This window comes from Amycolatopsis sp. WAC 01416 (assembly GCF_003947485.1).
Lineage (GTDB): Bacteria > Actinomycetota > Actinomycetes > Mycobacteriales > Pseudonocardiaceae > Amycolatopsis.
The window spans coordinates 295,304-319,792 of record NZ_QHHX01000005.1 but is presented as its reverse complement, the minus strand read 5'-3'; the positions used below and the strand labels follow the sequence as shown (position 1 = coordinate 319,792).

The 24,489-nt window shown below is 68.5% G+C and carries 22 protein-coding genes; 7 read left to right on the top strand and 15 right to left on the bottom strand.

Annotation, left to right across the window (positions count from 1 at the left end; translation table 11 throughout):
* Positions 1-39: 39 nt before the first annotated feature.
* Positions 40-423 (bottom strand): WhiB family transcriptional regulator, encoded by a 384-nt coding sequence (locus DL990_RS18760; protein ID WP_007028952.1) that lies wholly within the window; start codon positions 421-423, stop codon positions 40-42.
* Between the two features lie 171 nt (positions 424-594).
* Here DL990_RS18760 and DL990_RS18755 point away from each other — a divergent pair, with 171 nt between their 5' ends.
* Positions 595-1,356 (top strand): site-2 protease family protein, encoded by a 762-nt coding sequence (locus DL990_RS18755; RefSeq protein WP_125788519.1) that lies wholly within the window; start codon positions 595-597, stop codon positions 1,354-1,356.
* Between the two features lie 4 nt (positions 1,357-1,360).
* Here DL990_RS18755 and DL990_RS18750 read toward each other — a convergent pair whose 3' ends face one another.
* The 3 genes from DL990_RS18750 to mshB are packed head-to-tail and all read right to left on the bottom strand — an operon-like array spanning position 1,361 to position 3,409.
* Complete coding sequence (locus DL990_RS18750; protein ID WP_125788357.1) at positions 1,361-2,152, bottom strand: hypothetical protein; 792 nt, start codon at positions 2,150-2,152, stop codon at positions 1,361-1,363.
* Positions 2,145-2,570, bottom strand: a complete 426-nt coding sequence (locus DL990_RS18745; RefSeq protein WP_125799420.1) for a hypothetical protein — start codon at positions 2,568-2,570, stop codon at positions 2,145-2,147. The genes DL990_RS18750 and DL990_RS18745 overlap by 8 nt, the downstream gene beginning before the upstream one ends.
* Positions 2,567-3,409, bottom strand: coding sequence for an N-acetyl-1-D-myo-inositol-2-amino-2-deoxy-alpha-D-glucopyranoside deacetylase (gene mshB / locus DL990_RS18740; RefSeq protein WP_233620506.1), 843 nt, complete (start codon positions 3,407-3,409; stop codon positions 2,567-2,569). The genes DL990_RS18745 and mshB overlap by 4 nt, the downstream gene beginning before the upstream one ends.
* Before the next feature lie 196 nt (positions 3,410-3,605).
* On the opposite strand from mshB, the gene DL990_RS18735 reads away from it, so the two are divergent.
* Positions 3,606-5,387: an ABC transporter ATP-binding protein gene (locus DL990_RS18735; protein WP_199746461.1), complete on the top strand. Its 1,782-nt coding sequence runs from the start codon at positions 3,606-3,608 to the stop codon at positions 5,385-5,387.
* A gap of 267 nt (positions 5,388-5,654) precedes the next feature.
* Here the strand turns inward: DL990_RS18735 and DL990_RS18730 are convergent, their stop codons facing one another.
* The 5 genes from DL990_RS18730 to typA form a co-directional block, all read right to left on the bottom strand.
* Positions 5,655-6,578, bottom strand: coding sequence for an ABC transporter permease (locus DL990_RS18730; protein ID WP_125789382.1), 924 nt, complete (start codon positions 6,576-6,578; stop codon positions 5,655-5,657).
* Positions 6,571-7,587: an ABC transporter permease gene (locus DL990_RS18725; RefSeq protein WP_125789449.1), complete on the bottom strand. Its 1,017-nt coding sequence runs from the start codon at positions 7,585-7,587 to the stop codon at positions 6,571-6,573. Before DL990_RS18725 ends, DL990_RS18730 begins: the two co-directional genes overlap by 8 nt.
* A gap of 181 nt (positions 7,588-7,768) precedes the next feature.
* On the bottom strand, positions 7,769-9,574 hold the full coding sequence (locus tag DL990_RS18720) for an ABC transporter family substrate-binding protein (RefSeq protein WP_125789383.1): 1,806 nt from the start codon (positions 9,572-9,574) through the stop codon (positions 7,769-7,771).
* Between the two features lie 287 nt (positions 9,575-9,861).
* Positions 9,862-11,571: an ABC transporter family substrate-binding protein gene (locus DL990_RS18715; protein ID WP_199746504.1), complete on the bottom strand. Its 1,710-nt coding sequence runs from the start codon at positions 11,569-11,571 to the stop codon at positions 9,862-9,864.
* A 588-nt stretch (positions 11,572-12,159) separates the two neighbouring features.
* A complete protein-coding gene (typA, locus tag DL990_RS18710; protein WP_125789385.1) occupies positions 12,160-14,082 on the bottom strand; it encodes a translational GTPase TypA in 1,923 nt (640 codons plus the stop codon).
* 233 nt (positions 14,083-14,315) lie between these two features.
* Here typA and DL990_RS41490 point away from each other — a divergent pair, with 233 nt between their 5' ends.
* Complete coding sequence (locus tag DL990_RS41490; RefSeq protein ID WP_007028942.1) at positions 14,316-14,474, top strand: hypothetical protein; 159 nt, start codon at positions 14,316-14,318, stop codon at positions 14,472-14,474.
* Between the two features lie 10 nt (positions 14,475-14,484).
* Here DL990_RS41490 and DL990_RS18705 read toward each other — a convergent pair whose 3' ends face one another.
* The gene (locus DL990_RS18705) at positions 14,485-14,784 is read right to left on the bottom strand and encodes a YciI family protein (protein WP_125789386.1); all 300 of its coding nucleotides are present in this window, start codon (positions 14,782-14,784) and stop codon (positions 14,485-14,487) included.
* 325 nt (positions 14,785-15,109) lie between these two features.
* Between DL990_RS18705 and trpS the strand changes: the two genes are divergently transcribed.
* A complete protein-coding gene (trpS, locus tag DL990_RS18700; RefSeq protein WP_125799418.1) occupies positions 15,110-16,075 on the top strand; it encodes a tryptophan--tRNA ligase in 966 nt (321 codons plus the stop codon).
* A 75-nt stretch (positions 16,076-16,150) separates the two neighbouring features.
* On the opposite strand, the gene DL990_RS18695 is transcribed toward trpS, so the two are convergent.
* From DL990_RS18695 to DL990_RS18685, 3 genes are read right to left on the bottom strand one after another with little or no spacing between them, the layout of a single operon-like run.
* On the bottom strand, positions 16,151-16,540 hold the full coding sequence (locus DL990_RS18695; protein WP_125789388.1) for a (deoxy)nucleoside triphosphate pyrophosphohydrolase: 390 nt from the start codon (positions 16,538-16,540) through the stop codon (positions 16,151-16,153).
* A gap of 10 nt (positions 16,541-16,550) precedes the next feature.
* Entirely contained in the window at positions 16,551-17,879 is a 1,329-nt protein-coding gene (locus DL990_RS18690; protein WP_125799417.1) for an ATP-binding protein, read from the bottom strand.
* Entirely contained in the window at positions 17,876-18,604 is a 729-nt protein-coding gene (locus DL990_RS18685; protein WP_125789390.1) for a response regulator transcription factor, read from the bottom strand. The genes DL990_RS18690 and DL990_RS18685 overlap by 4 nt, the downstream gene beginning before the upstream one ends.
* A gap of 144 nt (positions 18,605-18,748) precedes the next feature.
* On the opposite strand from DL990_RS18685, the gene DL990_RS18680 reads away from it, so the two are divergent.
* The 3 genes from DL990_RS18680 to DL990_RS18670 are packed head-to-tail and all read left to right on the top strand — an operon-like array spanning position 18,749 to position 21,698.
* Positions 18,749-19,840: an outer membrane lipoprotein carrier protein LolA gene (locus tag DL990_RS18680; protein ID WP_125789391.1), complete on the top strand. Its 1,092-nt coding sequence runs from the start codon at positions 18,749-18,751 to the stop codon at positions 19,838-19,840.
* Positions 19,837-20,832, top strand: coding sequence for an ABC transporter ATP-binding protein (locus DL990_RS18675; RefSeq protein WP_125789392.1), 996 nt, complete (start codon positions 19,837-19,839; stop codon positions 20,830-20,832). Before DL990_RS18680 ends, DL990_RS18675 begins: the two co-directional genes overlap by 4 nt.
* Positions 20,829-21,698, top strand: a complete 870-nt coding sequence (locus DL990_RS18670; protein ID WP_125789393.1) for an ABC transporter permease — start codon at positions 20,829-20,831, stop codon at positions 21,696-21,698. Before DL990_RS18675 ends, DL990_RS18670 begins: the two co-directional genes overlap by 4 nt.
* 90 nt (positions 21,699-21,788) lie before the next feature.
* On the opposite strand, the gene DL990_RS18665 is transcribed toward DL990_RS18670, so the two are convergent.
* Positions 21,789-22,805, bottom strand: a complete 1,017-nt coding sequence (locus DL990_RS18665) for an ABC transporter ATP-binding protein (protein WP_125799416.1) — start codon at positions 22,803-22,805, stop codon at positions 21,789-21,791.
* Positions 22,805-24,382 carry an iron ABC transporter permease gene (locus tag DL990_RS18660; RefSeq protein ID WP_125799626.1) on the bottom strand — a complete coding sequence of 526 codons (1,578 nt, stop codon included), beginning with the start codon at positions 24,380-24,382 and terminating at the stop codon, positions 22,805-22,807. Before DL990_RS18660 ends, DL990_RS18665 begins: the two co-directional genes overlap by 1 nt.
* Between the last annotated feature and the right edge of the window lie 107 nt (positions 24,383-24,489).

Sequence of the window (24,489 nt, the reverse complement as noted above, 5' to 3'; positions counted from 1 at the left end):
AAGCGATCTCCGGCGCACGGCGGCCACCGGAGATCGCTGTCACACAGCTCGCTTTTTCAGTTTCCTACGCTCACGTTCGGAGAGCCCGCCCCAAATACCGAACCGCTCGTCATGCGCGAGGGCGTACTCGAGGCACTCGTCCTTGACCTCGCAACCGAGGCAGATCCGCTTGGCTTCACGGGTGGAGCCGCCCTTCTCCGGGAAGAACGCCTCCGGGTCCGTCTGCGCGCAGAGGGCCCGTTCCTGCCAGTCTTGCTCTTCCGCGGAGGCATCGTCGAAAAGCTCGGTGAGATCGCCCAGTTGCTGCTCCGGGACCTCACCCCAACCCACGACTTGCCCCCATTCCCTGCCATCTGCTTCCAACCGCACGTCCGCCTCCTCGCTGTCCACGCACTCCCCAGGCTGGCGGTGTTGAAACACCATCCGCCGCCCCCTTCCAGCGACGAATGACATCACTGTGATTACACCCGTGTAGTGCGGTCAGGTCAAGCGGAGTAGCGAGTTCGGGGGATACCCGCGCCTCATCGCGCAAGGGGACACGCCGAGAACTTCACATCGGGCATACGGAAGACTGGAGGGGTGCAGAGATCAGCAGTGCGGCCAAGCCCGATCTTCCTCGGCATCCTCGCGGTCACCGTCCTTGGCGGTGTACTGGCGGCGTTCGGTGACACGACCACTATTTCCAGCCAGAAGTACGACCCGCTCATCATCATCGGCGTCGTCCTGCTCGTCGCGGGCGGCTGGGTCGCGTCACTGACGCTCCACGAGTTCGGCCACGCGCTCGTGGCGTTCCGCGGTGGTGACAGCAGCGTCGCCCACAAGGGTTACCTGTCCATGGACGTCCGGAAATACACGGATCCGGCACTGTCCATCATCCTGCCGTTGGTATTCCTCTTCATCGGCGGCATCCCGCTGCCGGGTGGCGCGGTCTGGATCGAACACGGACGGCTGCGATCGCGCGGTGTCCAGTCGTGGGTTTCGCTCGCCGGGCCGCTGAGCAACCTCGCCGTCGGCGTGGTGCTGACGCTGCTCGTCGCGCTGGTGCCGATGACGTCCGGTCTCGTGATCGGGATCTCGTTCCTGGCGCTGCTTCAGATCGTCACGTTCATCTTGAACATCCTGCCGATCCCCGGTCTCGACGGCTGGGGCGCGATCGAGCCGTACCTTTCGCCCGGCGCGCGCGAGTTCGGCGCGAAGGCCCGGCCGTGGGCACCGCTCGTGCTGTTCGCCGTGCTGTTCCTCGTACCCGGAGCCAGCTCGTTGCTGTGGCAGGGGTCCTACGCGGTCTTCGACTCCGTCGGAGGGTTCACGCTCGCCGCCCAATACGGACAAGACGCGTTCATGTTCTGGAAGTGAGCGGTCACTTGCCTTCGGGGTGCTCGGTGAACCATTCGTGCGCCCGCTTCCAGACGCGTTTGAGGCCGGACCGCTCGCCGAGGTAGTCGCCCGCCATGCCGACCACCGGCAGCTTCCCGAGCGCACGGTGGAAAAGACGGCCGCGAGGCCGCTTCTCGAGTTCGTCGACGATGCCCAAGAGCCCCCGCCCGAGCCGCCACAGCGTGCCGGCGGCCGCCTTCAGGGTGACCTTGCCGTGCTTCTTCTTCGCGTCGTCGAGTTCTTCGGTGAGCTTCGCCGCTTCGTCGTCTTCGGCGGCCTTGTCGTGTTCGGCGTGTTTGCCCGCCGCGATCGCGGGATCGATGTCGCGTTCGAAGAGCACCCACGCGATCAGCCGGACCCGGGCGCCGACGTCGGTCACGCCGTACTCCCCCGCGATCGCGCACAGCAACATTCCCTGCGCCGCCGAGCCGAGCGCGTCCTGCACGGGCAGCCGGTCGGCGAGCGCGCCGCCGAGACCGGGGATCGCGGTGATCAGCGCGGTGAACCGGCCGACCCGGTTCACCCACCAGTCGGTCCGCTGGTAGTTCGACATCTCGGCCCACGCCGCGGTGCCGGGCACCTTGACCGAGGTGATCCCGTTGAGCAGCTTGTCCTTCAGCCCCGGTTCGACGCCGTCCAGATCCTCGTGACGACGCCCCCTGGCCTGCAAACCGAACGGATCCGCGTCACGCAGCGCGTCGACCATCGGCCCGCAGGCGCGGACGAACGGCCGCAGCACCGCCACGACCTGGCGGTCCGAAATCGCTTCACCCACTGCTGACTCCCTTCGCGACCTTCGCCGCACTGCCCAGACCGCCACCCAGCGCCAGCGCTCCCGGCAACGCCCCGCCGCCGATCAGCAGCAGTGCGCGCCAGTCCTGTATCAGCACCAGATCACCACCGGGTCCGGTCACGCCCATTCCGAGTACGACTAGTACCCAGACGAGCAGCGGAATCACCGAAAAGGAGGGCCGCACCACTTTCGCGGTCGTCCGCACCAGCAACGGGGTGGTGATCACCGCGAGCACCACGGTCACCGGCATGGGCGCGTCACCGAGCTTCGGCAGCACGATCCCGTCGAGCCGGAGCGGCAGGAAGAACAGTTCGAGCAGCCCGAGCAAGAAGGCGTCGAAGGTCAGCAAGGCGAGCAGCAGGCGCTGTCGCGAAGTGAGCGGCGAAGACGGCTCTGTCACTTCGCGAGTCCCCCGAACAGATCGGCCGCGGCACCTTCGGCCGGTCCGTGTGCGAGCACGAAGTACTCGTTGGGGGTGATCGGCTGCGCGACGTCGTTGCTCAGCGCGAAGTGGTCGGCGAGGGCGGGCGGGGCGGGCACGCTGACCTGGGTCTCGTGCGCCCGCAGTGCGGCGGCCTTCGCCGCGATGTACGGGCCGACGTCGAGGACGGTCGTGATGGTCTCGTCCGGCGTCACCGGCAGTTCGCCGTCTTCCGGGACCCGGAACGACGAGCGTCCGCGCAGCGCGGCGAGCCCGGCCGCGACCGCGTCGCGGGAAGAAACGGTGTGGAAGACCCGCTCGACCGACTCGGCCTTCGGCGCCGCGGCCATGGTGACCTCGTGCGCACGGATGTGGTCGGGATGCCCGTAACCCCCGAAAGCGTCGTACGTGACGACGACCTGGGGCCGGACCTCGTCCAGGATCTCCGCGAGCTGAGCCGCCTGCTCGTCGAGGTCACCGCCGGAAAACGCGCGCGGATGGGCCGCGGACGGCGTTCCGGCCATCCCCGAGTCACGCCAGCGGCCGATGCCGCCGAGATACCGGTGCCGGGAGACACCCAGCGCCGCGCAGGCCGACGCCAGCTCGCCGGCGCGGTAGCCGCCGAGTTGATCGGAAGCCCACGAACCGAGCCCGCCGAGGGACGGCGGGATGATCTCGCCTTCCTCACCGAGAGTGCACGTGACGACGGTCACTTCGGCGCCTTCCGTCGCGTAGCGCGCGATGGTGCCGCCGGTGGTGATGCTCTCGTCGTCCGGATGGGCGTGCACGAGGAGCAATTTGGGCCGGTCGGAGATCACGGCTTGAAGACTAATTCGAACACGGCGCGCTTTCCTTTATAGGGTGTCGGGAACGGAAGCCGGAGAGCACCGACCTTAGTCGGGCGACTCTCGGTTATCCTCGCGCACGTCCGAGGCATGCTTTACCGCCGAGGACGCATTAGTAGGGCATGGCCGATGCGCCGTGACCATATGTACCCCCACGAAGGGCATCTTGGTGAGCACTGAAGCAGCATCGTCGGACCTCGGCGGCGTGTCGGGTTCGGTTCTGTCCATCTCCGACCTGAGCGTCTCGTTCCCGACCGACGACGGCGTGGTCGACGCCGTCAAGGGCATCGGATTCGACGTCAAGCCCGGCGAGATCGTCGCGGTGGTCGGTGAGTCCGGTTCCGGCAAGTCGGTGACCTCGATGTCGGTGCTCGGGCTGCTCCCGAAGACGAGCCGGATCGCCGGCGAGCTTCGCCTCGGCGACCGCAACCTGGCCGACCTCAAGGAGAAGGACCTCCAGAAGATCCGCGGCAACCAGGTCGCGATGATCTTCCAGGAGCCGATGACCGCGCTGAACCCGGTCTACACCGTCGGCTGGCAGCTGCGTGAGGCGCTCCGCTCGCACCAGGACATCTCGAAGGAAGCCGCCGACAAGCGCGCCATCGAGCTGCTCGAGATGGTCGGCATCCCGAACCCGCCGCTGCGCTTCAAGCAGTACCCGCACCAGCTCTCCGGCGGTCTGCGGCAGCGTGTCGTCATCGCGATGGCGATCTCGTGCGACCCGAAGGTGATCATCGCCGACGAGCCGACCACGGCCCTCGACGTCACCGTGCAGGCGGAGATCCTCGGCCTGCTGCGCAAGCTGCGCGACACCCTCAACACCGCGATCGTGCTGATCACGCACGACATGGGCGTCGTCGCCGATCTCGCCGACCGCGTGGTCGTGATGTACCAGGGCAACATCGTCGAGCAGGCGCCGGTGCGCGACCTGTTCGCGTCGCCGCAGGTGGAGTACACCCGCAAGCTCCTCGCCGCCGTCCCCGTGCTCGGCCAGCGCCCCGAAGGACGCCGCCTGCTCGACGACTCCGGCATCGACGCCGACAGCGACGAGGCCTCGAAGATCGCCGAAGAGATCCGGCTCGCCGACGCCGAGCTGGAGGCCGTGATCGAGGCGGACGCCCCGGCGCTCGAGATCAAGAACCTCGTGCTGGAGTACCCGGGCCGCCGCGGCCAGGCGAAGAACCGCGCGGTGGACGACGTCTCGCTGAGCATCGCCAAGGGCGAGATCGTCGGCCTGGTCGGCGAGTCCGGTTCCGGCAAGTCGACGGTCGGCCGCTGCGCGATCCGCCTGCTGACCCCGACCGCGGGCACCGTGTCGATCGCGGGCAAGGACATCACGAACATGTCGAACAAGGAGCTGCGCCCGCTGCGCCGCTACTTCTCGATCGTGTTCCAGGACCCGGCGTCCACGCTGGACCCGAAGATGACCATCGGCGAATCGATCGCCGAGCCGATGGTGCTGCACAAGTTCCTGCAGGGCAAGGCCCTGAACGAGCGCGTGGCGTCCCTTTTGGACAAGGTCGAGCTCGGCGGCCACTACCGCAACCGGTACCCGCACGAGCTGTCCGGCGGCCAGCGCCAGCGCGTCGCCATCGCGCGGGCGCTCTCGCTCGACCCGGCGCTGCTGATCGCGGACGAGCCGACCTCGGCGCTGGACGTCTCGGTGCAGGCCCGCGTGCTGGACCTGTTCCTCGACCTGCAGCGCTCGCTGCAGTTCGCCTGCCTGTTCATCAGCCACGACCTCGCCGTTGTCGACCTGCTGGCCGACCGCGTCGCGGTGATGCAGTACGGCAAGCTGGTCGAGGTCGGCACGCGTGACCAGGTGCTGCACTCGCCGCGTGAGGACTACACCCGTCGCCTGCTGTCGGCCGCTCCGGTCGCGGACCCGGTGCTGCAGGCCGAACGGCGTGCGGCCTGGCAGGCGGGCAAGCTGGCCCCGGTGGCCGACTGACCTCTGGCAGTACACGAAGGCCCCCTTCATTGCGCTAGACGCAGTGAAGGGGGCCTTCGTGTATCTGGACGACACTCGCGTGTCTGGAGGCGTAACTCGCGTGATTGAAGGCGTAACTCGCGTGTCTGGCGCCGCACACGCGAGTTACGGCTTCAATCACGCGAGTTACGCCTCTGATCACGCGCGAGATACGGCTCCCGAAGCGCGTGAAGGCCCCCTTCCCTCGGCTGAGCCGAGGAAGGGGGCCTTCACGCGCTAAAGAGGGCCTTACGCCTTCATGCGGCGCTGGCGCGGGTCGAAAGCGTCCCGCAGGCCGTCACCGATGAAGTTGATCGTCAGCGAGATCAGCACCAGCACGATGAACGGGCCGAAGAACAACGCCGGCCGGTTCTGCAGCTGGGCGTAGTTCTCGAGGATGACGCGGCCGAGCGACGTGTCGGGCAATTGCACGCCCAACCCGATGAACGACAGCGCGGCCTCGATCAGCACCGCCTGCGCGACCGCGAGGGTCGCGTTGACGGTGATGAGACCGACCATGTTCGGCACCAGGTGCTTGAACACGATGTGGAACGTCCCGGCACCGGATGCGCGTGACGCGTCCACGAATTCGCGCTGGGACAACGACATCGCCTCGGCCCTGGCGATACGGGCGATCGGCATCCAGCCGAAGGCCGCCAGCACCATCGCGACGATGTACCAGGCACCTCCGCCGAACACCTTCGCCAGGATCGCCGCGGCCGCGATCTGCGGGACGATCAGGAACAGGTCCGTCACGCGCGAGATCGCCGAATCGGTGAACCCTCGCAGATATCCCGCCATGGCCCCGAAAATGGTGCCGATGGTGGTGGCGACGATCGACACGATGAGCGCGATCAGGAGCGAGTACTGGGTCCCGCGCAGGATCTGCGACACCATTTCCTTGCCGACCTGCGTCGTCCCGAGCGGGTAGTCCCCGCTGGGTTTGGCGAAGGACGGGAAGGAGCTGTCTTCGTAGTCGTACGGCCAGAAGATCGGCATGATCAGCACGGTCAGCACGAGGAGCAGCAGGATCGCCGTGCAGATCATCGCCAGCTTGTGCCGCAGGAACTTGCGCAGGACCAGCTTGCCCTGACTGCGCGGCTCCGGCAGCGCTTCGGGAGCGAGCTTGCCTTCGGCGGAATCCGCCGCGATGAGGGAGTTCAAGTCAGCCAACGCGAATCCTCGGGTCCAGGATGCCGTACATGAGGTCGGCGATCAGGTTGGCGACGATGATGCTGGTGGCGATGACCACGAGCCAGCCCATCATCACCTGCGGATCGCTCTTGGTGACGGCTTCGACGAGCAGCGTGCCCATGCCGTGCCAGTTGAACACCGTCTCGGTGATGATCGCGCCCGAGAGCACGGCACCGAAGTTGACGGAGAACAACGTGGTCACCGGGATCAGGGCGTTCCGGAACGCGTGCCGGAAGATGACCCGTCCGCCGGCGAGGCCCTTGGCCCGCGCGGTCCGGACGTAGTCGGCGTTCAGTGTCTCCAGCATCGAGGCCCGCTGGAACCGGCTGTACGCGGCGAAGCTGATCGCCATGATGGACAGCGTCGGCAGCAGGTAGGCGCCCACGTAACTGGCGACGAACCCGCCGGGACCGTCGAAGTTCAGGGATTCCGGGCTGGTGGTGCGGATCCACGGGTTGCCGAGAACGTCCGACAGGCCCAGATCGCGGACCCAGCCGTTGAACTCGATCGCGTAGCCCTTCAGCACGATCGCGACGCAGAAGATCGGCATCGAGAACAGCAGGAACGCCAGCGTCGTGGCGATGTAGTCGATGATCGAGTACTGCTTGACCGCGGCCACGACACCGACGAGCACGCCGAGGACCAGCGCGAGCAGTTCCGCGCCGACGACGAGCTTGGCGGTGACCTCGAACGCGGCCATGACCTTCGGGAACACGGGGGCCAACGCGTTGCCCTGGGCGATCGAAATGCCCCAGTCCCCGGTCACGAAGCTGCCAAGCCAGTCGAAGTAGCGAAGCACGATGTTCTTGTCCAGGCCGAGCTGACTGGCGACCTGGTCCAAGGTCTCCTTGCTCATGGCCGGATTGCTTCTGAGCTCACCCATCGGGTCGCCGGTGCCGGCGACCATGATGAAACACAGAAAAGTCCCGACCAGCAGGACGGGAATCGATATCGCCAGACGGCGAAGAATGTAGATCACCAGGTTCAACGAACTGCTCCTCATCCGGGCCTGGCCGCCGAAGTACTGGACCGCTGCCCGGTTGCCCACCGTAGTGGCGGTAACCCTACGGCCAACAGCTACTTCCGGCGGGTACGGGGCCCGGCTTGTGGCCGGGCCCCGTACCACCAGGATCGCGTAAGCGAATGGTGAGAAAAAGCGGGGCTACACCCTACTTCTTCTGCTCCCACTCGCCGACGTTCCACAGGACACCGTTGTACGACTGCATGTAAGTGCGGTCGATGCCCTTGAACGCCCACATGGACGGGGTCTGGAACAGCGGCAGCGTCGCGTACTCGTCCGCGATCGCCTGGTCGGCCTTCTGGTAGTTCTCCAGCTGGACGGCCTCGTCGGTGGCCTTGACGGCCGCCTCGAACGACGAGTCGATCACCGGGTTGGACAGGCCCTGGTAGTTCTGGCTGCTGTCGTCGACCCGGGTGATGTAGATCGACTTCTGCTCGGCCTTGAACGGAGCGGCGGACCAGCCGAAGAGCGCGACTTCGTAGTCGCCGGCCGCGAGACGGCCACCCTTCAGGAAGTTGGCGTCCGTTTCGTCGGTGATCTCGATACCGGCGAGCTTGGCCTGCGAGATGACGATCTCGACGGTCTGCGTACGACGGGCGTTCTGGTTGTGCGAGATCTTGAACGACGCGCGCTTGCCGTCCTTGGCGAAGATGCCGTCGGCACCCTTGACCCAGCCGGCGTCGGTCAGCGTCTTGGCCGCGGCCTCGGCGCCCAGACCGGCCTTGCTGCTGTACAGGTCCTTGAAGCCCTGCTCACCCGGCATGAACACGATGCTGTTCAGCGGGGTCGCGTCGGCCTGGACTTCCTTGAGCAGCTTGTCGGTGATCTCCTGGCGGTTGACCACCTCGAAGAACGCCTTGCGCAGCGACTTGTCCTTGAAGATCTTGGTGTAGTTCAGGTCGAAGTGCTCGAAGGTCAGCTGCGAACCCGAACCGTAGGTCACGCCCTGAGCCGAGAGGCTCTTGAGGGTGTTCGCCGCGGTGGCGTCCGGCTGGGTCGACGCCGCGACGTCGATCTCACCGTTCTGCAGCGCGGTCGCCATGGCCTTGGTGTCCTCCATCGCCCTCACGACGATCTTCGAGGGGCCACCCTTGCCACCGATCCAGAGCGGGTTCTTCTCCAGCGTGACGGCCTTCTGGTTGGCGTCGAACGCGGTGATCTTGTACGGGCCGGAGGCCGGCATGTTCGCCGCGTCGAAGCCCTTGAACTTGTTCGTCCAGAAGTCGCCGGCCTTCGTCAGCTGGGCCGCGTCGCCGGTCGGCGCCAGCTTGGTGATGTCCTCGATGCCGGCGTTCTTCTCGACGATGTGCGCGGGCATGATCGCCGTCGAGTTGAACAGACCCTTGTAGTCCAGGTACGGCTCGGTGTACTTGGTCTCGAAGGTCAGGTCGTCCTTGCAGGTCGCCTCGTTGATCAGCGAGTAGCCGGTGGTCGAAGCGGCGAGGAAGGCCTGCTTGCCGTCCGCGGTCTTCGCCTTGCCGCTGTGCGCCAGCCACGACAGGTACATGTCGTCACAGTCGAACGGCTGGTTGTCGGACCACTTGACGTTCGGCTTGATCTTGTAGACGACGGTCTGCGGCTCCTTGGAGGTGACCTCCCAGGAGTCGAACACGTCGTTGTTCAGCAGCACCTTGTTGTTGCCGTCGAGCACATCGGCGCCGGCGAGCACAGCAGTCAAGATGTAGGTGTTGTACGACGAGTTGGTGTCCGGCGTGTCGTTGTTGTAGCCCGAGTACCCGTCGTCGATGCCCACCGTGACGGTGCCTTCGTACCCCGGGGTGTCCGCGAGCTTGAAGTTTTCGCCGTTCTGCGCCTTGCCGACCGCCATGCTCTTGATGTCGGTCGACGACCCGTTCTGGTCGGAACTGCCGCTGTCGCCACCGCTGCATGCGCTCAGCACAAGCGCGGAGGCCGCGACCAGCGACCAGGCGGAGACTGCCTTGGACTTCCTCATGAAGTGTGCCCTCCTAGCACTGGGTTCCTGAGATCGGAACAGGACCCCACACCGCTCCGGTGAGATGGCCCGGAGCCTATGACACGCCAAGCAACACTCATTTGGCGCACTGCGGGTGCACGCTAGAAAGGAAATGCACGAACAGTCACCAGTTACGGGGGGATCGTGACCAAAGGGTAACTTGCGGCTGACTTCGAGAAATACAGTGGTTACCTTGAGGAATCAGTCCGCCACTCGAACGTGCCGGGAAAGGTCACCCTCCAGGGTCGGACTCGGACTCGAAACGGCTACTTCGGACCCCGCGTCCAGTTCACCGCGGACCCGAAAGGGCCCACCATAGGAGGACCTGCGGTTACCCCGGAAATACCGGAGCCGATGGCGAGGGTATCGGCCAGCTGGAACAACGGAATGGCAACATTCCGACGCCACAATTCCGGTTCCAGGGCCGAAAGCGCGTCGGCGACCGGGGTGGCGCCGGTCAGCGCGGCGTCGATCGACGGCTGCAGGGCCGGGTCGCAGAAGCCCAGCGGGTTGCCGGGGACGACGGCCTTGGTCTTGTCGGTGAGCTGATCGGGACGGCAGCCGAAGGTGGACGCCAGCGCCGAAGCGACGTCCGCACCCCCCTTGACCTGGCCGATCACCGCGATGTCGATGCCGACGTTGCCCGCGCCTTCCGGGGTCGTCTGCTGGATCCCGTTGAGCACCGGCATGGCCAGCAGCGTCGAGAACAGCTCCCTCGGCTGCGGCGCGATCGCGTTGACCTCGATCCCCGCGGCCACCAGTTGCGCCGTCAGCTCCTTGGCGATCGTCGCGTACGGCTCCTGTTTGGCAGGCGAGGCCACGACCAGAGAAAGGTTCTTCCCGTTCTTGCGCCAGGTTCCGGCTTCCTTGGTGTATCCGGCGGATTTGAGCAGTTCCTCGCCCTTGGCCGGATCGGCCGCCGACGGCGGTCCCGGTGCCGGGATCGTCGGCTGGAAACCGGGGGCCGAGGGGACGCGGACCTGGGCGTCGGCGCGGAGTTTGTCCGACGGGCCGCCGTCGGTCGCCTCGGTGATCAGCTTGCCGCGGTCGATCAGCGCGGTGACGCCTTCGCGCACCTTCGGATCCGACAGCGTCGAACTCACCGGCCGCAGGAGGATCTGCGCGACCGTGGGGCGGGCGACCGTGTGCAGCTGGACGGCGGAGCCGAGTTCGCCGAGCCGTTTGAGGCCGGTGCCGTCGGTCCTGGTCATCGCGAACTGGTCGTTGCCGCTGCGCAGGGCGGCCAGTGTGCCGTCCTGATCGGCCGCACGGAGCACGATCCGGTCGAGGGCGGAGGGTTTCTCCCAATAGCGCTCGTTGCGCTCCAGAGTGACCTCTCCGCGTGCGGTGTCGAGGCCCTTGATCGAGTACGGCCCGGCGACGGCCGGGAACGTCGTCGCCAGCGCGCCCTGCCACCCGTTCGGGGCGTCCTTGAGCAGATGGGCGGGCAGGAGGTTGTTGAAGAGCGTCTGCCAGCCCGGGTACGGCTTGGCGAAGGTGACCTCGACCCGCTTGCCGCCTTCACGCGACTGGATGTCCGAGATCAGCCGGTAGCCCGCGGCGCCGATGACGCCAGGCTGGTCGCGCATGGCCTCGCGGAGGTACGCGAAGTCCTCGGCGGCGATCGGCGCGCTGTCGGACCACGAGGCGTCCGGGCGGATCGTGTACGCGACCGTGAACGGCTGCTGTGACACGACCTCGGCGGACTTCATGAGGTTCTTGTCCAGCTCGAAACTGCCGTCGTCCTTGGGGCGGAACACCGACGGGAGCAGCAGTTGCGAGAGCGCCGACGTCACCTGGGAGGCGTCGGCGAGGTTGTGCGGGTTGTAGCCGCCGAGGACGTCGTCCACACCCACGACGACCTGTGAAGGCGTCTTCGTGGTCGACGTGCTCACCGGGGAGGCCGAGGAGCTGACCACCGGCGGCGGTGGGGTGTTGCTGCAGGCGGCGAGGAGCACGGCCGCGCACGCCAGCATGGGTGCCGCTGTGTTCACTACCCGCACGCCTGGATCCTCCTGCTTTGTCCCTCGCCCCGTCGCCATAGAGCTATCACGCCGGGCATGGCCTCGGCAGCGAGATTCCCATATCGGCCCGGTCGTCGCCCGACCGGCCGCCGCCTCCTCCGGTGGACGTCCGGGAGGCCCCGAAGGTTCCTGTCCGGGCCGAAGCATTTCGTCCGCGCCGGATCGCGGTCCTCCGGCAATGGGTTCCGCAAACCCGGAACATTCCGGAACGCCTCGCCGGAATGTTCACCACCGCACGATTGATGACCGAAACGATCGCGAACTCGAGTCCTATCCGGACGCATTCGGGTTCTTTTGTTTCGCGCCGGTCCGGATCCGCGTTCTCGGCCGGGTTCACTTCACCGGCGCATCGGTCCGTTCCGGTGATGTGAACACCGTCCGAAAAGGAGCTCGGCTTTCCGGCGAAATTGTCGGGAAAGGACCTTTCTTTAACCGGGAACGCCCGACCGAATACGGTGCGTGACCGCGTTCGGGGCCGAAAAAGCCGGAGGGCGTCTACTCACGGTGAGTGAGCAGACGCCCTCCGGCGCGGAGACTAGCTCAGCCGCGGTTCTTCATCTTGTTGCGCTCCTTGGCGCGCTGGTTGACGTCCAGCGTGACCTTGCGGATCCGGACGACGTCGGGAGCGACCTCGACGCACTCGTCGACGGAGCAGAACTCCAGCGCCTCTTCCAGGCCCATCTTGCGCGGGCGGGCCAGCGTCTCCATCACGTCGGCGGAGGACTGACGCATGTTGGTCAGCTTCTTCTCCTTGGTGATGTTGATGTCGAGGTCCTCGGCGCGCGGGTTCTCGCCGACGACCATGCCCTCGTACACCTCGGCGCCCGGCTCCACGAAGAAGGTGCCGCGGTCGGCGAGCTGGATCATCGCGTACGCGGTGATGGGGCCCGAGCGGTCGGCGACCAGCGAACCGGAGTGACGGGTGCGGATCTCGCCCGCCCACGGGAAGTACCCCTCGAACACGTGGTTCGCGATACCGGTGCCGCGGGTCTCGGTGAGGAAGTCGGTGCGGAAGCCGATCAGGCCGCGCGCCGGGAGGACGTAGTCGAGCTTGATGCGGCCGGAGCCGTGCCCGCCCATGTGCTCCATGCGGCCCTTGCGGGCGGCCAGCAGCTGCGTGATGCCGCCGAGGTGCTCCTCCGGGGCGTCGATCGACAGACGCTCGAACGGCTCGTGCAGCTTGCCGTCGATCATCTTGGTGACCACCTGCGGCTTGCCGACGGTCAGCTCGAAGCCCTCGCGGCGCATCTGCTCGACGAGGATCGCCAGCGCCAGCTCGCCACGGCCCTGGACCTCCCAGGTGTCGGGGCGCTCGGTCGGCAGCACCTTGATGCTGACGTTACCGATCAGCTCCTGGTCCAGCCGGGCCTTGACCAGGCGCGCGGTGACCTTGTCGCCACCACTGCGGCCGGCCAGCGGTGAGGTGTTGACACCGATGGTCATCGAGATGGCGGGCTCGTCGACGGCGATCCGGGGCAGCGCCTCGGGGTTCTCGACGTCGGCGAGGGTGTCGCCGATGGTGATCTCCGGGATGCCGGCGATGGCGACCAGTTCGCCCGCGCTGGCCTCGGTCGCCGGGACGCGGGTGAGCGCCTCGGTGACCAGCAGTTCGGAGATGCGGACGTTCTGGATGGTGCCGTCCTCGCGCATCCAGGCCACGGTCTGGCCCTTGCGCAGGTTGCCGGAGTGGATACGGATCAGCGCGATCCGGCCGAGGAAGTTCGACGCGTCGAGGTTGGTGACCAGCGCGCGCAGCGGGCCTTCGCGGTCGGCGAAGGGCGGCGGCACGTGACGCATCAGGGTCTCGAACAGCGGGTCGAGGTTCTCGCTCCCGGGCACCGCGCCGTCGGCGGGCTGCTCGAGGCTCGCCTTGCCCGCACGGGCGGAGGCGAAGACGACCGGGAGGTCGAGGATCGCGTCGAGGTCGGCGTCCTCGATGTCACCGGCCAGGTCGAGCAGGAGGTCGTGGGTCTCCTCGACGACCTCGGAGATCCGGGCGTCGGGGCGGTCGGTCTTGTTGACCACGAGGATCACCGGAAGACCGGCCTCGAGGGTCTTGCGCAGCACGAACCGGGTCTGCGGCAGCGGCCCCTCGCTGGCGTCCACCAGCAGGACGACGCCGTCGACCATGGCCAGCCCGCGCTCGACCTCGCCACCGAAGTCCGCGTGGCCGGGGGTGTCGATGACGTTGATCGTCACCGGGCCGTTCTCGGTCTCGCGGTGGATGGAGGTGTTCTTCGCGAGGATCGTGATGCCCTTTTCGCGTTCGAGCTCCCCGGAGTCCATCACGCGGTCGACGAGTTCGGCGCGTTCCTCGAAGGCTCCGGACTGCCGGAGCATCGCGTCGACGAGGGTCGTCTTGCCATGGTCGACGTGTGCGACGATGGCGACGTTGCGCAGGTCGGGCCGGGTCTTGCCGGACGAGCGGCCGGCATCGACTGCGGTGGCGCTGGCTGCGGGCACGCGAAGGCTCCAAAGGTTTCAAGTTCGGGTGTGGTGCCCGCGCCGCCCCGAGTGCTCACGAGTGGCTCGATCGAGTTGCTCGTTGACGCAATCGGGTAACGTCGGCCGACTTTGGCCATACGCGGACCACACCAGGGTACCTGTAGCCGAACTGTGAGCACCCCCACGCCCCAAGATCGGTTAGCCTCACCTAACGTGGGCGTGTCGCCGACGCCGTCCGACGAGGAGTGCGAGTGGGCAAGAAGCTACCCGACGATCCGCACAAACTCGTGCGCAAGTGGATGAAGTCCGGCAAGGTCAAGAAGAAATGCTGCAGGTCGAAGTCGCGGTGCGGCAAATGCCCCGTCCTCGCCCTGAAAAAGGCGAAGACGAAGATCGCGAAAGCGGCTTAGCGGATCGTCCTCAGTGCACCACCGCCTCGTTGATCGCCCGCAGTTCCGGAGCGGTCCGGGTCGGGGAGAACTCGATCACCTCGTAGGCGGCCATGTGCTTGATCGAGAAGGGGTCGGTCGCGAGGATCGCGTCCAGCTTTCCCCTGGCCATGGGCCTGGTGATGATGACGCCGCCGATGCGCGGGTTGCGCCTGCCGGAGGCGAGGAAATTGCCGTGCTCGTACTGTTTGGTCAGCCATTCGGCGTGATCCGGGAGCACATAGTCGATTTCTTCGATAGGGGCGGTGTAGGTCAGCAACACGACGAACATGAGAAGACGGTAGACCCGGATCCCCAATGTGACAGGCGTACTGCGCCGGCCGATATGAAGTGTTGACGCTACGTGCCCGTAATGAGTGACTCTCCCGTTCTTTTCACTCCGCATGTAGTCCTCTGGATGCGATGGTTCGAGGGCTGCTTGCACGGGGTGGGTAGGATCGTCGGCATGCGCACGCAGAACGCCCAGTGGTGGCCGCCCTCCGGCGGCCCCGAAGTCCTGCGCTGAACCAGACGAGCGCACCACCAGGCCGCCCCACCGGGCGGCCTTTTTCGTGCCCGGACCCTGGGGCGGCCCGAATCCGAGAGGAAGAAGGCAGATGATCAGGTTGTCCGGGATCACCCCGTCCGGCCACGTCCACGTCGGGAACCACCTGGGGGCCATTCGGCGCTGGGCGGACGAGGGCGGGCCGGACGACCTGTACTTCGTCTCCGACCTGCACGCGATGACGAACTCGCACAATCCGGCGAAACTGCGCTCGATGGCGTCCGAGCAGCTGGCCGTGCTGATCGCGGCCGGGATCGAGCCGGACCGCGTGTTCGTGCAATCCGACCTGGCCCGCGAGCTGGGCGCCCTCAACTGGGTCCTCGAGTGCACCTGCAACTACGGCGAGGCCGCCAGGATGATCCAGTTCAAGGAGAAGTCGAAGGGACAGGCCGGGGTCCGGCTGTCCCTGCTGACGTATCCGGTGCTGATGGCGGCGGACATCCTGCTGCAGGGCGCGGACGAGGTCCCGGTCGGCGAGGACCAGCGGCAGCACGTCGAGCTGGCGCGAACGCTCGCGAAGCGGTTCAACTCCACCTACGGCGACGTGTTCACCATGCCGAAGGCGGTGCTGCCGCCCGCCGGGGCGCGGGTCATGGACCTCGCCGAGCCGACGCGGAAGATGTCGAAGTCGACGCGGGAGGAGGCCGGGGTGATCTTCGTGCTCGACGAGGCCGACCACATCAGGCGGAAGGTCAAACGCGCGAAGACCGATGGCGGGTCGAAACCGGCCTACGCGCCGGAAACCCGGCCGGGGATGGCGAACCTGCTGGACATCCTCGCGGCGTGCGTCAAGGAGAAACCCGAGGTCCTCGCGGACCGGTTCGACTCCTACGGCCAGGTCAAGGAGGCCGTCGCCGAGGCTCTCATCGAGGAGCTGCGGCCGGTCCGGGAGCGCGCGCTGGCGCTGCTGGCCGACCCCGGCGAGCTGGAGCGGGTGCGCAAGGCGGGCGCCGTCCGAGCCGCGGAGCGGGGTGAGCACCGGTTGCAGTCCGCGCTGCGGCTCATCGGCGCCGGCTGAAGGTCCGTGAAGGGGTCGTGAGTGGCAAGTGTCGTTAGAACGACACTTGCCACTCACGACCAGGGAAGGATGCCTTCACGGACTTGAGAGCAAGGCGTGCAGGGCGGGCAGGAGGACGCGGTCTGCGGGCAGCCAGTCGAGACCGGAAAGCTCCGCCGAGGACACCCACCGGACGTCCTTGTGCTCCACCGCCCGCGGCTCGTCCCCCGCGCTGACCAGTGAAGCGGCGTAGATCCGCAGGACCTTCCCGTTCGGGAGCGGAACGTCATCGCCGACCCGGCCCGCGACCGTCACGGCGACGTCGAGCTCCTCCAGGCATTCCCGCGCCAAGGCGGCTTCGTCGCTTTCGCCGTCCTCGACCCGTCCGCCCGGCAGCTCCCATTGCCCGGCGTGGTCGGCGGGCCAAGCCCGCTGCTGCGCCAGCACCTGTCCGTTCCGCACGATGGCGGCACCCACGATCACCACACGGCACACCCTAATGAGGCCGTGCCGCCTGCCAGACGATCTGGAACCGCGCCCCGCCATCGGGGGATTCGCCGACGCGCACCCGGCCCCCACGTCGCCGGACGGCCTCCGCGACCATCGCCAGCCCGAGCCCGGTGCCGCCGGAGGACCGCGCCCGCGAATCGGAGACGCGATAGAACCGGTCGAAGACCCGCTCCCGATGTTCCGGCGCGATACCCGGCCCGTCGTCGTCGACCACGACCCGCACGGTGGACCGCGCCGCGAGCACCGACACCACGATCTGCCCGCGCGCGTAGCGGCAGGCGTTGCGCAGCAGGTTGCTCAGCACCAGTTCGACCTCGGCGTGCGTCGCCTGCGCCCAAGCGCTCCCGACCGTGCCGCTCACCCGGATTTCGGGCGCGTCGGCGGGCATCCGCGCGACCGCCGCGCGAACCTCGCTCACCAGCTCGACCGGTTCCGCGGGCGGGACCTCCCCCGCGTCCGACCTCGCCAGCGCCAGCAGCCCGTCGAGCAGCGCGGAAAGCCGTTCGGCCTCTTCGAGGACGTCGGAGAGCGTCTCCTGGGCGAGTTCGGGATCGGGATTGGTGACGGCGACCTCGGCCTGCACGCGGATCGACGCGACCGGCGAACGGAGCTCGTGCGCGGCGTCGCCGGTGAACCGCCGCAGCCGTTCGGCGCCCTCCTCCTGTCTGGCCAGCAGGGCGTTGAACTCCTCGGCGAGCGCGCGGAGCTCGTCGTGCGAGTCCGGGAGCGGCAGCCGCGCGCCCGGCGGGAGCGCCCGCACCGAGCCACGCATCCTGGCCACCGGGCGCAGCGCGAACCGCACCAGCAGCCACGTCGCGATCCCGGCGCCCACCGCGCCGACGGACGCGACCACGAACAGCCACAGCCCGCCGGAGTGCACCGCGGTCGCGAAGCCGACCAGACCCGCGCCCGCGACGACGAGGCGTTGCTGTCCGTCGGGCGCGGTGACCACGGTGCCCGCCCAGCGCCAGCTGTGCTCGCCGCCCGTCGTGACCGGTTCGCCCGCCTTCAGCGCGCGGACCTCCGAGGGGCCGAGGTCCGCGGGCGGCAGGCCGTCCACCGGGCCGCCTCCGGTGTCGAGGACCCGGACGGTGACCGCCGACCCCGACGGCGTCCGTCCCGCGGCGACGTCGGCCTTCGCGGCGTTCAGCTGGGCGCTCAGCTCGTCGTCGACCGAGCCGATGAGCAGCGGCTGGAGGTTGTCGCCGGCGACAGCCGCCAGCCCGAGCAGGAAACCGAGCGTGACGGCGGCCGCGAGCAGGGTGATCCGGACCTGGAGCGAACGGCGGCGCCACCAAGACGGCGAGCCGATCACCCCTGTCCCGCCGGGGCGATCACTTCGTCGAGCTGCGCGTCCGAAGCCAGGTAGCCGTGCCCGCGCACGGTCCGGACCAGCGCGCCCGCGCCGACCGCGTCGAGTTTGCGGCGCACGTAACCGACGTAGACCTCGACGACGTTGCGGGTCGCTGCCTGTTCGTCACCCCAGACAGCGCGCAGCAGCTCGTCCTTCGTGACCACCGTCCCCGCCCTGCCAGCCAACACCTCCAGGAGCGCGAACTCGCGCGGGCTGAACGCCACTTCGATGCCGTCGTAGCGGACCTGCCGCAGGCTCCGGTCGACTTCGAGGGCGCCGATCCGCAGCGGCCCGCGGATCGCGTCCGGTGTCGCCCGCCGCAGCACCGCGCGCACCTGCGCGACCAGGACGACGAACGAGAACGGCTTCACGAGGTAACCGTCGGCGCCGAGGTCGAGGCCGTCCGCCTGGTCGACCTCGCCGTCCTTCGCGGAAATCATCAGCACCGGGGTGGTGACGCCGAGCGCCCGCAGCCGTTCGAGCACGCGATAGCCGGAAAGACCGGGGAGCATGATGTCGAGCAGGACGACGTCGAAGGAGCCCGTCTGCGCCAGGCGCAGGCCGCTGGGCCCGTCGGCCGCCGTGACCACGTCCATGTCCTCGGCGCGCAGTCCCCGCTGCAACGCCTTGCGGACGCCGGGCTCGTCGTCGACCACCAGTACTCGAGGTTTCACGTCCCTCATCATTCACGCTTTCACCAGCTCACGCGCGACCTCTCAGCGCCATCTCAGCTCCGACGGCGGAGTCTGAGTGGTATCTCAGCGTTTCCGGGGAAGCGTTGTCGCCAAGACCCGAGCACACTGGGGTTCGGGGAAACAGGGAGAGACAGCATGGATCCGAAGAGGAAGGCCATCGCCGCGGCGGTGGTGGGCACGGCGCTCGGCGTCGGCGGGCTCGCCGTCGTCGCGATGCCGGCCACCGCGGGCGACGCGCCCGTCTTGCCGCAGATCAGTGCCGAAGAGCTGGTGCAGTCGACGCTGAACGCGAAGCCGTTGGCGTTCGACGGCAAGGTCAAGGTCAACAACGACCTCGGCCTGCCGCAGGTCGGCAGCACGCTGCCCGGCGCGTCGGCGCTCAGCATCGACTCGGCGCAGGTGTCGACGGACGGCGCGGGCAAGAGCAAGGTGTCGCTCACCGAGGGCTCGAGCCAGCAGACCATCGTCAAGAACGGTGAGACCGTCTGGGAGTACAACTCCAAGGACAACTCCGCCACCAAGATCACCATCCCGGCCGACCTGGCCAAGGAGCACCAGAACAAGGTCGACGGCAAGGCCGTCGATCCGGCGACGGTCGCCTCGGAACTGCTCGGCAAGGTGCGCGAGAGCAGCACGATCGCCGTCGACGGGACGTCGTCCGTGGCGAACCGTTCGGCGTACGAACTGGTGCTGACCCCGAAGCCGACCGAGCGGACGCTCCTGCGTGAGATCCGCGTCGCGATCGACGAGCAGACCCGGATGCCGCTGCGCCTGACGGTGCTGGCCAACGGCACGTCCTCGCCCGCGTTCGAGGCTTCGTTCAGCGAGATCAACTTCGCGAACCAGCCCGCGTCGAACTTCGAGTTCACCCCGCCGAAGGGTGCGAAGGTGACCGAGAAGGCCGCCGAGGTCGACCCGAAGAACCGTGAGCTCGCCGAGCAGGCGAAGTCCGAGGTCAAGGTCGTCGGCGACGGCTGGGACACCGCGATCACCGGCAAGATCCCGGCCGACGCGCTGGCGAAGGCCGGCGACGCGAAGGACGAGCAAGGCCGTCAGGTCGACCCGAAGGCGCTGCTTTCGCGGTTCGCCAAGCCGGTCAGCGGCGCCTGGGGCAGCGGCTGGTTGCTGACCACCAAGGTCGGCAGTGGCGTGCTGACCGAGGACGGCCGCTACGCCGTCGGCGCGGTGCCGGAGCAGGTCCTCTTCGAGGCCTTGGCCGCGAAGTGACCACCACGTTCGAAGCCGGGACGGACGCCTCTCGGGAGGCGTCCGCTCCGGCGGTACCCATGGCGGCCCGCACCAGGGGCCTGCGCAAGGTCTACGGCCGCACGGTGGCCGTGGACCACGTCGATCTCGACGTTCCCGAAGGCGCCGTGCTGGGGATGCTCGGCCCCAACGGATCGGGCAAGACGACGACCATCCGGATGCTGCTCGGTCTCGTGCGGCCCACCGAGGGCGAGGTCGAACTGTTCGGCAAGCGGATGCCCGACGAGGCGGCGCACGCGCTGCCCGACGTCGGCGCGCTGGTCGAAGGCCCGGGCTTCCACCCTTTTCTTTCCGGGCGGGAGAACCTGCTGCGCGTGGCCGCGGCGGAACCGAGGCTGGCCTCGGCCGGTATCCCCGGCGCGGTCGACGCGGCGCTTGAGCGCGTCGGGCTGACCGACGCCGCGACCCGTCGCTACAAGGGGTATTCGCTGGGGATGAAGCAGCGGATGGGGCTGGCGAGCGCGCTGCTCGTGCCGAGGCGGATGGTCGTGCTCGACGAGCCGACCAACGGCCTCGACCCGGCGGGCACCAGGGAGATCCGCCGGATCATCGGCGAACTGCACGCCGACGGCGTCACCGTGCTGGTGTCGTCGCATCTGCTGGCCGAGGTCGAAGCGACCTGCACGCACGTCGCGGTGCTCCAGTCGGGGAACGTGATCGCCCAAGGCGAGCTCGCGGAACTGCTGGAGTCGGGGAACGCGGCGCTGCTGGTGCGGACGCCCGACGCCGAACTCGCGGTGGAAACGTTGCGCGAGAACAGGATCGGCGCCCGGCTCACACCGGACGGCGTCCGTGTCGATCTCACCGCGACCGAAGCTCCCGACGTGCTGCGACACCTGGTGACGGCCGGGGTGGCCGTGCACGAGGCGGCGAGGGCGCGCACCGGGCTCGAGGACCTGTTCGCCAGGCTGACCCAGCCGGAGTCCACTGTAGACGGTGAGGGGGAATCGTGACCAACGCTCTTGCCGCGGCACCCGCGGCGCGGACCGGCCACGACAGCGTCGGTCTGCTCCGGCTGTATCGTGCCGAACTCCGCTGGATCTTCCGGCGCCCGCGCACGCTGGCCGTGCTGGGCCTGCTCGCGTTGATCCCGGTGATCATCGGGCTCGCGCTGACCCTCGTCGACGCTTCGGAAACGAGCGGCGGGCAGGACGGCGCACTGCTGGCCTCCGCGGTCAACAACGGTTTCATCCTGCCGGTCGCGGCACTGACCATGACGCTGGCGCTGCTGCTCCCGCTCGCTTCGGCGATGGCCGGGGCGGACGCGATCGCCGGCGAGGCGGCACACGGGACGCTGCGCGGCTGGCTGATCGCGCCGGTCGGCCGGGGCAGGCTGCTCGCGATCAAGGCGTTCGGCGTCGCGACGGTTTCGGCGATCGCCGTACTGGCCATGACGTTCTCCGGTTTCGTCACCGGCCTGATCCTCAGTGGCCCCGACTCGATGTTCACCCTCACCGGCTCGACATTGAGCGTGTGGGACGCGCTGGGCCGTATCCTGCTCGTGGCCGCGTGGGTGATCCTGCAGCTGTGGGCGGTCGGCGCGGTCGCGCTCGCGATCTCGGCGTTCACCGAACATCCGATGCTGGTCGTCGCCTCGGTGCTGGCCGGGACGATCGTCTTCACCATCCTCGGGTTCCTGGACGCGGTCTCGTGGCTGCATCCGTTCCTGCTCAACGAGAACTGGTCGCAGGCACCGGCTTCGGTGCTGATGGACCCGCTGGACACCGTGATGCTCGGCGAAGGCGCGCTGCGCGCCGCCTGCTACATCGCCATCGGGCTCTCGATCGCCTACGCGCGCCTGACCACGCGGGACGGCTGACCTTTCGTTCCGTGAAGGCCTCCTTGAGGGACTCTGGGTCCCTCAAGGAGGCCTTCACGGACTGAGGCGCGGTGCCGAACGCCGTCCGATCTATCGCGGAAGTCGGGCGACGCCGTCGGGGTCAAGGGCGAGCCGGACGCCCTCGCCGGGGCGGAGGTCGGCCGTGACCGGCGCGACGGCGTCCACAGTGGACAGATCGCCGCCCGGCGCGACCACGAGCCGTACGTGCTCCCGCCGGTGCACCACGGCGGTGACCTCGCCCTCGACGCCGTCCGGGGAGACCCGCAGCCCGTGCGGCCGCAGCCCCAGCCGCACCGCGCCGTCCTCGACGTCGGGCAGCGTGACCTCACCGAGCGGCGTCCGCACCACACCGCCGGACGCCTCGCCGTCGACGAACGTGGTCACGCCGAGGAACCGCGCCACGTCCTCGTCCACCGGCTGCCGCCAGACGCGGCGCACCGCGCCCTCCTGCCGGATCTCGCCGTCGTCGAGCACGGCGACGCGGTCGGCGAGTGTGAACGCCTCTTCCTGGTCGTGCGTGACCAGCAGCGCGGTGATCTTGCTGCGCCGCAGCAGGGCCGCGAGATCGATCGCCAGCTGTTCCCGCAGTCCGGCGTCCAAACCGGACAGTGGTTCGTCCAGCAGCAGCAACCGCGGCTCCGGCGCCAGCGCGCGGGCCAAGGCCACCCGCTGCGCCTGCCCGCCGGAGAGCTCGGTGACCCTCCGTCGTTCGTAACCGCTGAGCCCGACCAGGTCGAGCAGCGCACGGACCCGCTCCGCGTGCTCTACACGCGGGACGTCGTGCATCCGCAGGCCGAACGCGATGTTCGCGGCGACGTCCTTGTGCGGGAACAGCTGCCCGTCCTGGAACACCAGCCCGAACCCCCGGCGGTGCACCGGGACCCCGGCGAGGTCCTCGTCGTCCCACCGCACGGTCCCCGACGTCAGCGGCTCCAGCCCGGTGATCGCGCGCAGCAGGGTCGACTTCCCCGAACCGGACGGGCCGAGCAGCGCCAGCACCTCGCCGTCGGCGATGTCCAGCCCGGCCTCCTTCACCGCCGCGAACGATCCATAGTGGACGGTCAGATCCCGTACCGACAGCGACACTAGAACTCCCCTACCGAATTCTGCCCGCGGACCGCGCCGAACCGGTCGATCAGCACCACCGCCACCACGGTCACGATCATGAGCAGCGCGCAGGCCGCATAGGCCATCTGGTTGTTCAGCTCCCCCGGCCGCGAGATCAGCGTCGCGACGGCGACCGGCAGCGTCGGCGCGTCCGGCCTGGCAAGGAAGCTCGTCGCGCCGAACTCGCCGAGCGCGACCACGTAACCGAAACCGGCCGCCGCGACCAGCGAACGCGCCGTCAGCGGGAGATCGATCTCCCGCCACACCCGGCCGGGGCTCGCGCCGAGCGTGGACGCGGCCTGTCGCAGCCGGACGTCGACCGAGCGCAGCACCGGCAGCACCATCCGCACGATCAGCGGGATGATCACCAAGGCCTGTGCGAGCGGGACCAGCAGCGGTGACGTCCGCAGATCGCCCGGCAACGCGTCGAGCGTGACGAGATACCCGAAACCGACGGTCACCGCGGACACGCCCAGCGGAAGCATCAGCGCGGCGTCCATCGTCTCGCCCATCCCCCGCGCCAGCCTGCCCGGCGTGCGACGCAACGCCACCAGCACGACCGAGGCCAGCACGCCGACGATCATCGCGAGCGTCGTCGCGTCGAACGCCGTCCGCAGCGACATCGACGCCGCGTCCCAGCCCGAAACCTGAAGCGCGCCACGCGAGCCCTGTCCGGCGAGCGCTTCGTACCCGGCAAGGCTGAAACCGTCCGAAGTGGACACGGACTCGACGAGCAGCGCCACGATCGGCGTCATCAGGAGCGCGATCACCGCGAGGCCCGCGGAGACCGCCCACCACTCGCCGCCTCTGGGCCGCCGCGCGGTCTCACTCCGCGAACGCAGCCGCGCCGCGTTCTCCCGGCGCCGCCTCGCCAGCGCGCCGACGACGAGCGCCGCGACGACGGCGGCGAACTGCACCAGCGACAACGCGGCCGCGCCGGAGAGGTCGAGCAACTCGACCGTGCGCAGGTAGATCTCGGTCTCCAGGGTGCGGTACTTCGCCCCGCCGAGAATGAGCACGACCCCGAAGCTGGTGGCGCAGAACAGGAACACCACCGCCGCCGCCGACGCGATGGCCGGCGCGAGCGCGGGCAGCGTCACCGAGCGGAAGGCACGCCACGGCGACGCGCCGAGTGCCCGCGCCGCGTCCACGGTGCGCGGGTCGAGGTGGCTCCACAGCCCGGAAACCGTGCGCGCGACGACGGCGACGTTGAAGAAGGCGTTGGCCAGCACCAGCGGCAGCAGCCCGCCGTCGGGCCAGAGCGCGCGGAACGCCAGGCCGACCACGACGGTCGGCAGCACGAACGGCACCAGCACGAGCGTCCGCACCAGCGACACCCCCGGCAGCCGCACCCGCGCGAGCAGGAACGCCACCGGCAGGCCGGCGAGCACCGCGACGATCGTCGAAACCCCCGCGCTCGCCACGGTGAACCCGGCGAGTTCCCAGGTCAGCGGGTCGCCGATGGCCGTGCCGACCCCGCCGGAACCGAAGCCGCGGCCGACGATCGCCGCGACCGGCCAGGCGAAGAACACCACGAGGAAACCGAGCGGCAGCACGGCGAGTGCGGCCAGCCCGGCGCCACGAAAGGTCAGCCCGGTGCTCAGCCTGTGCCTCTCGAAGCGCGCTTTCGGATTCCCGCGGCCGGGCCGCGGCGATGGCAGGC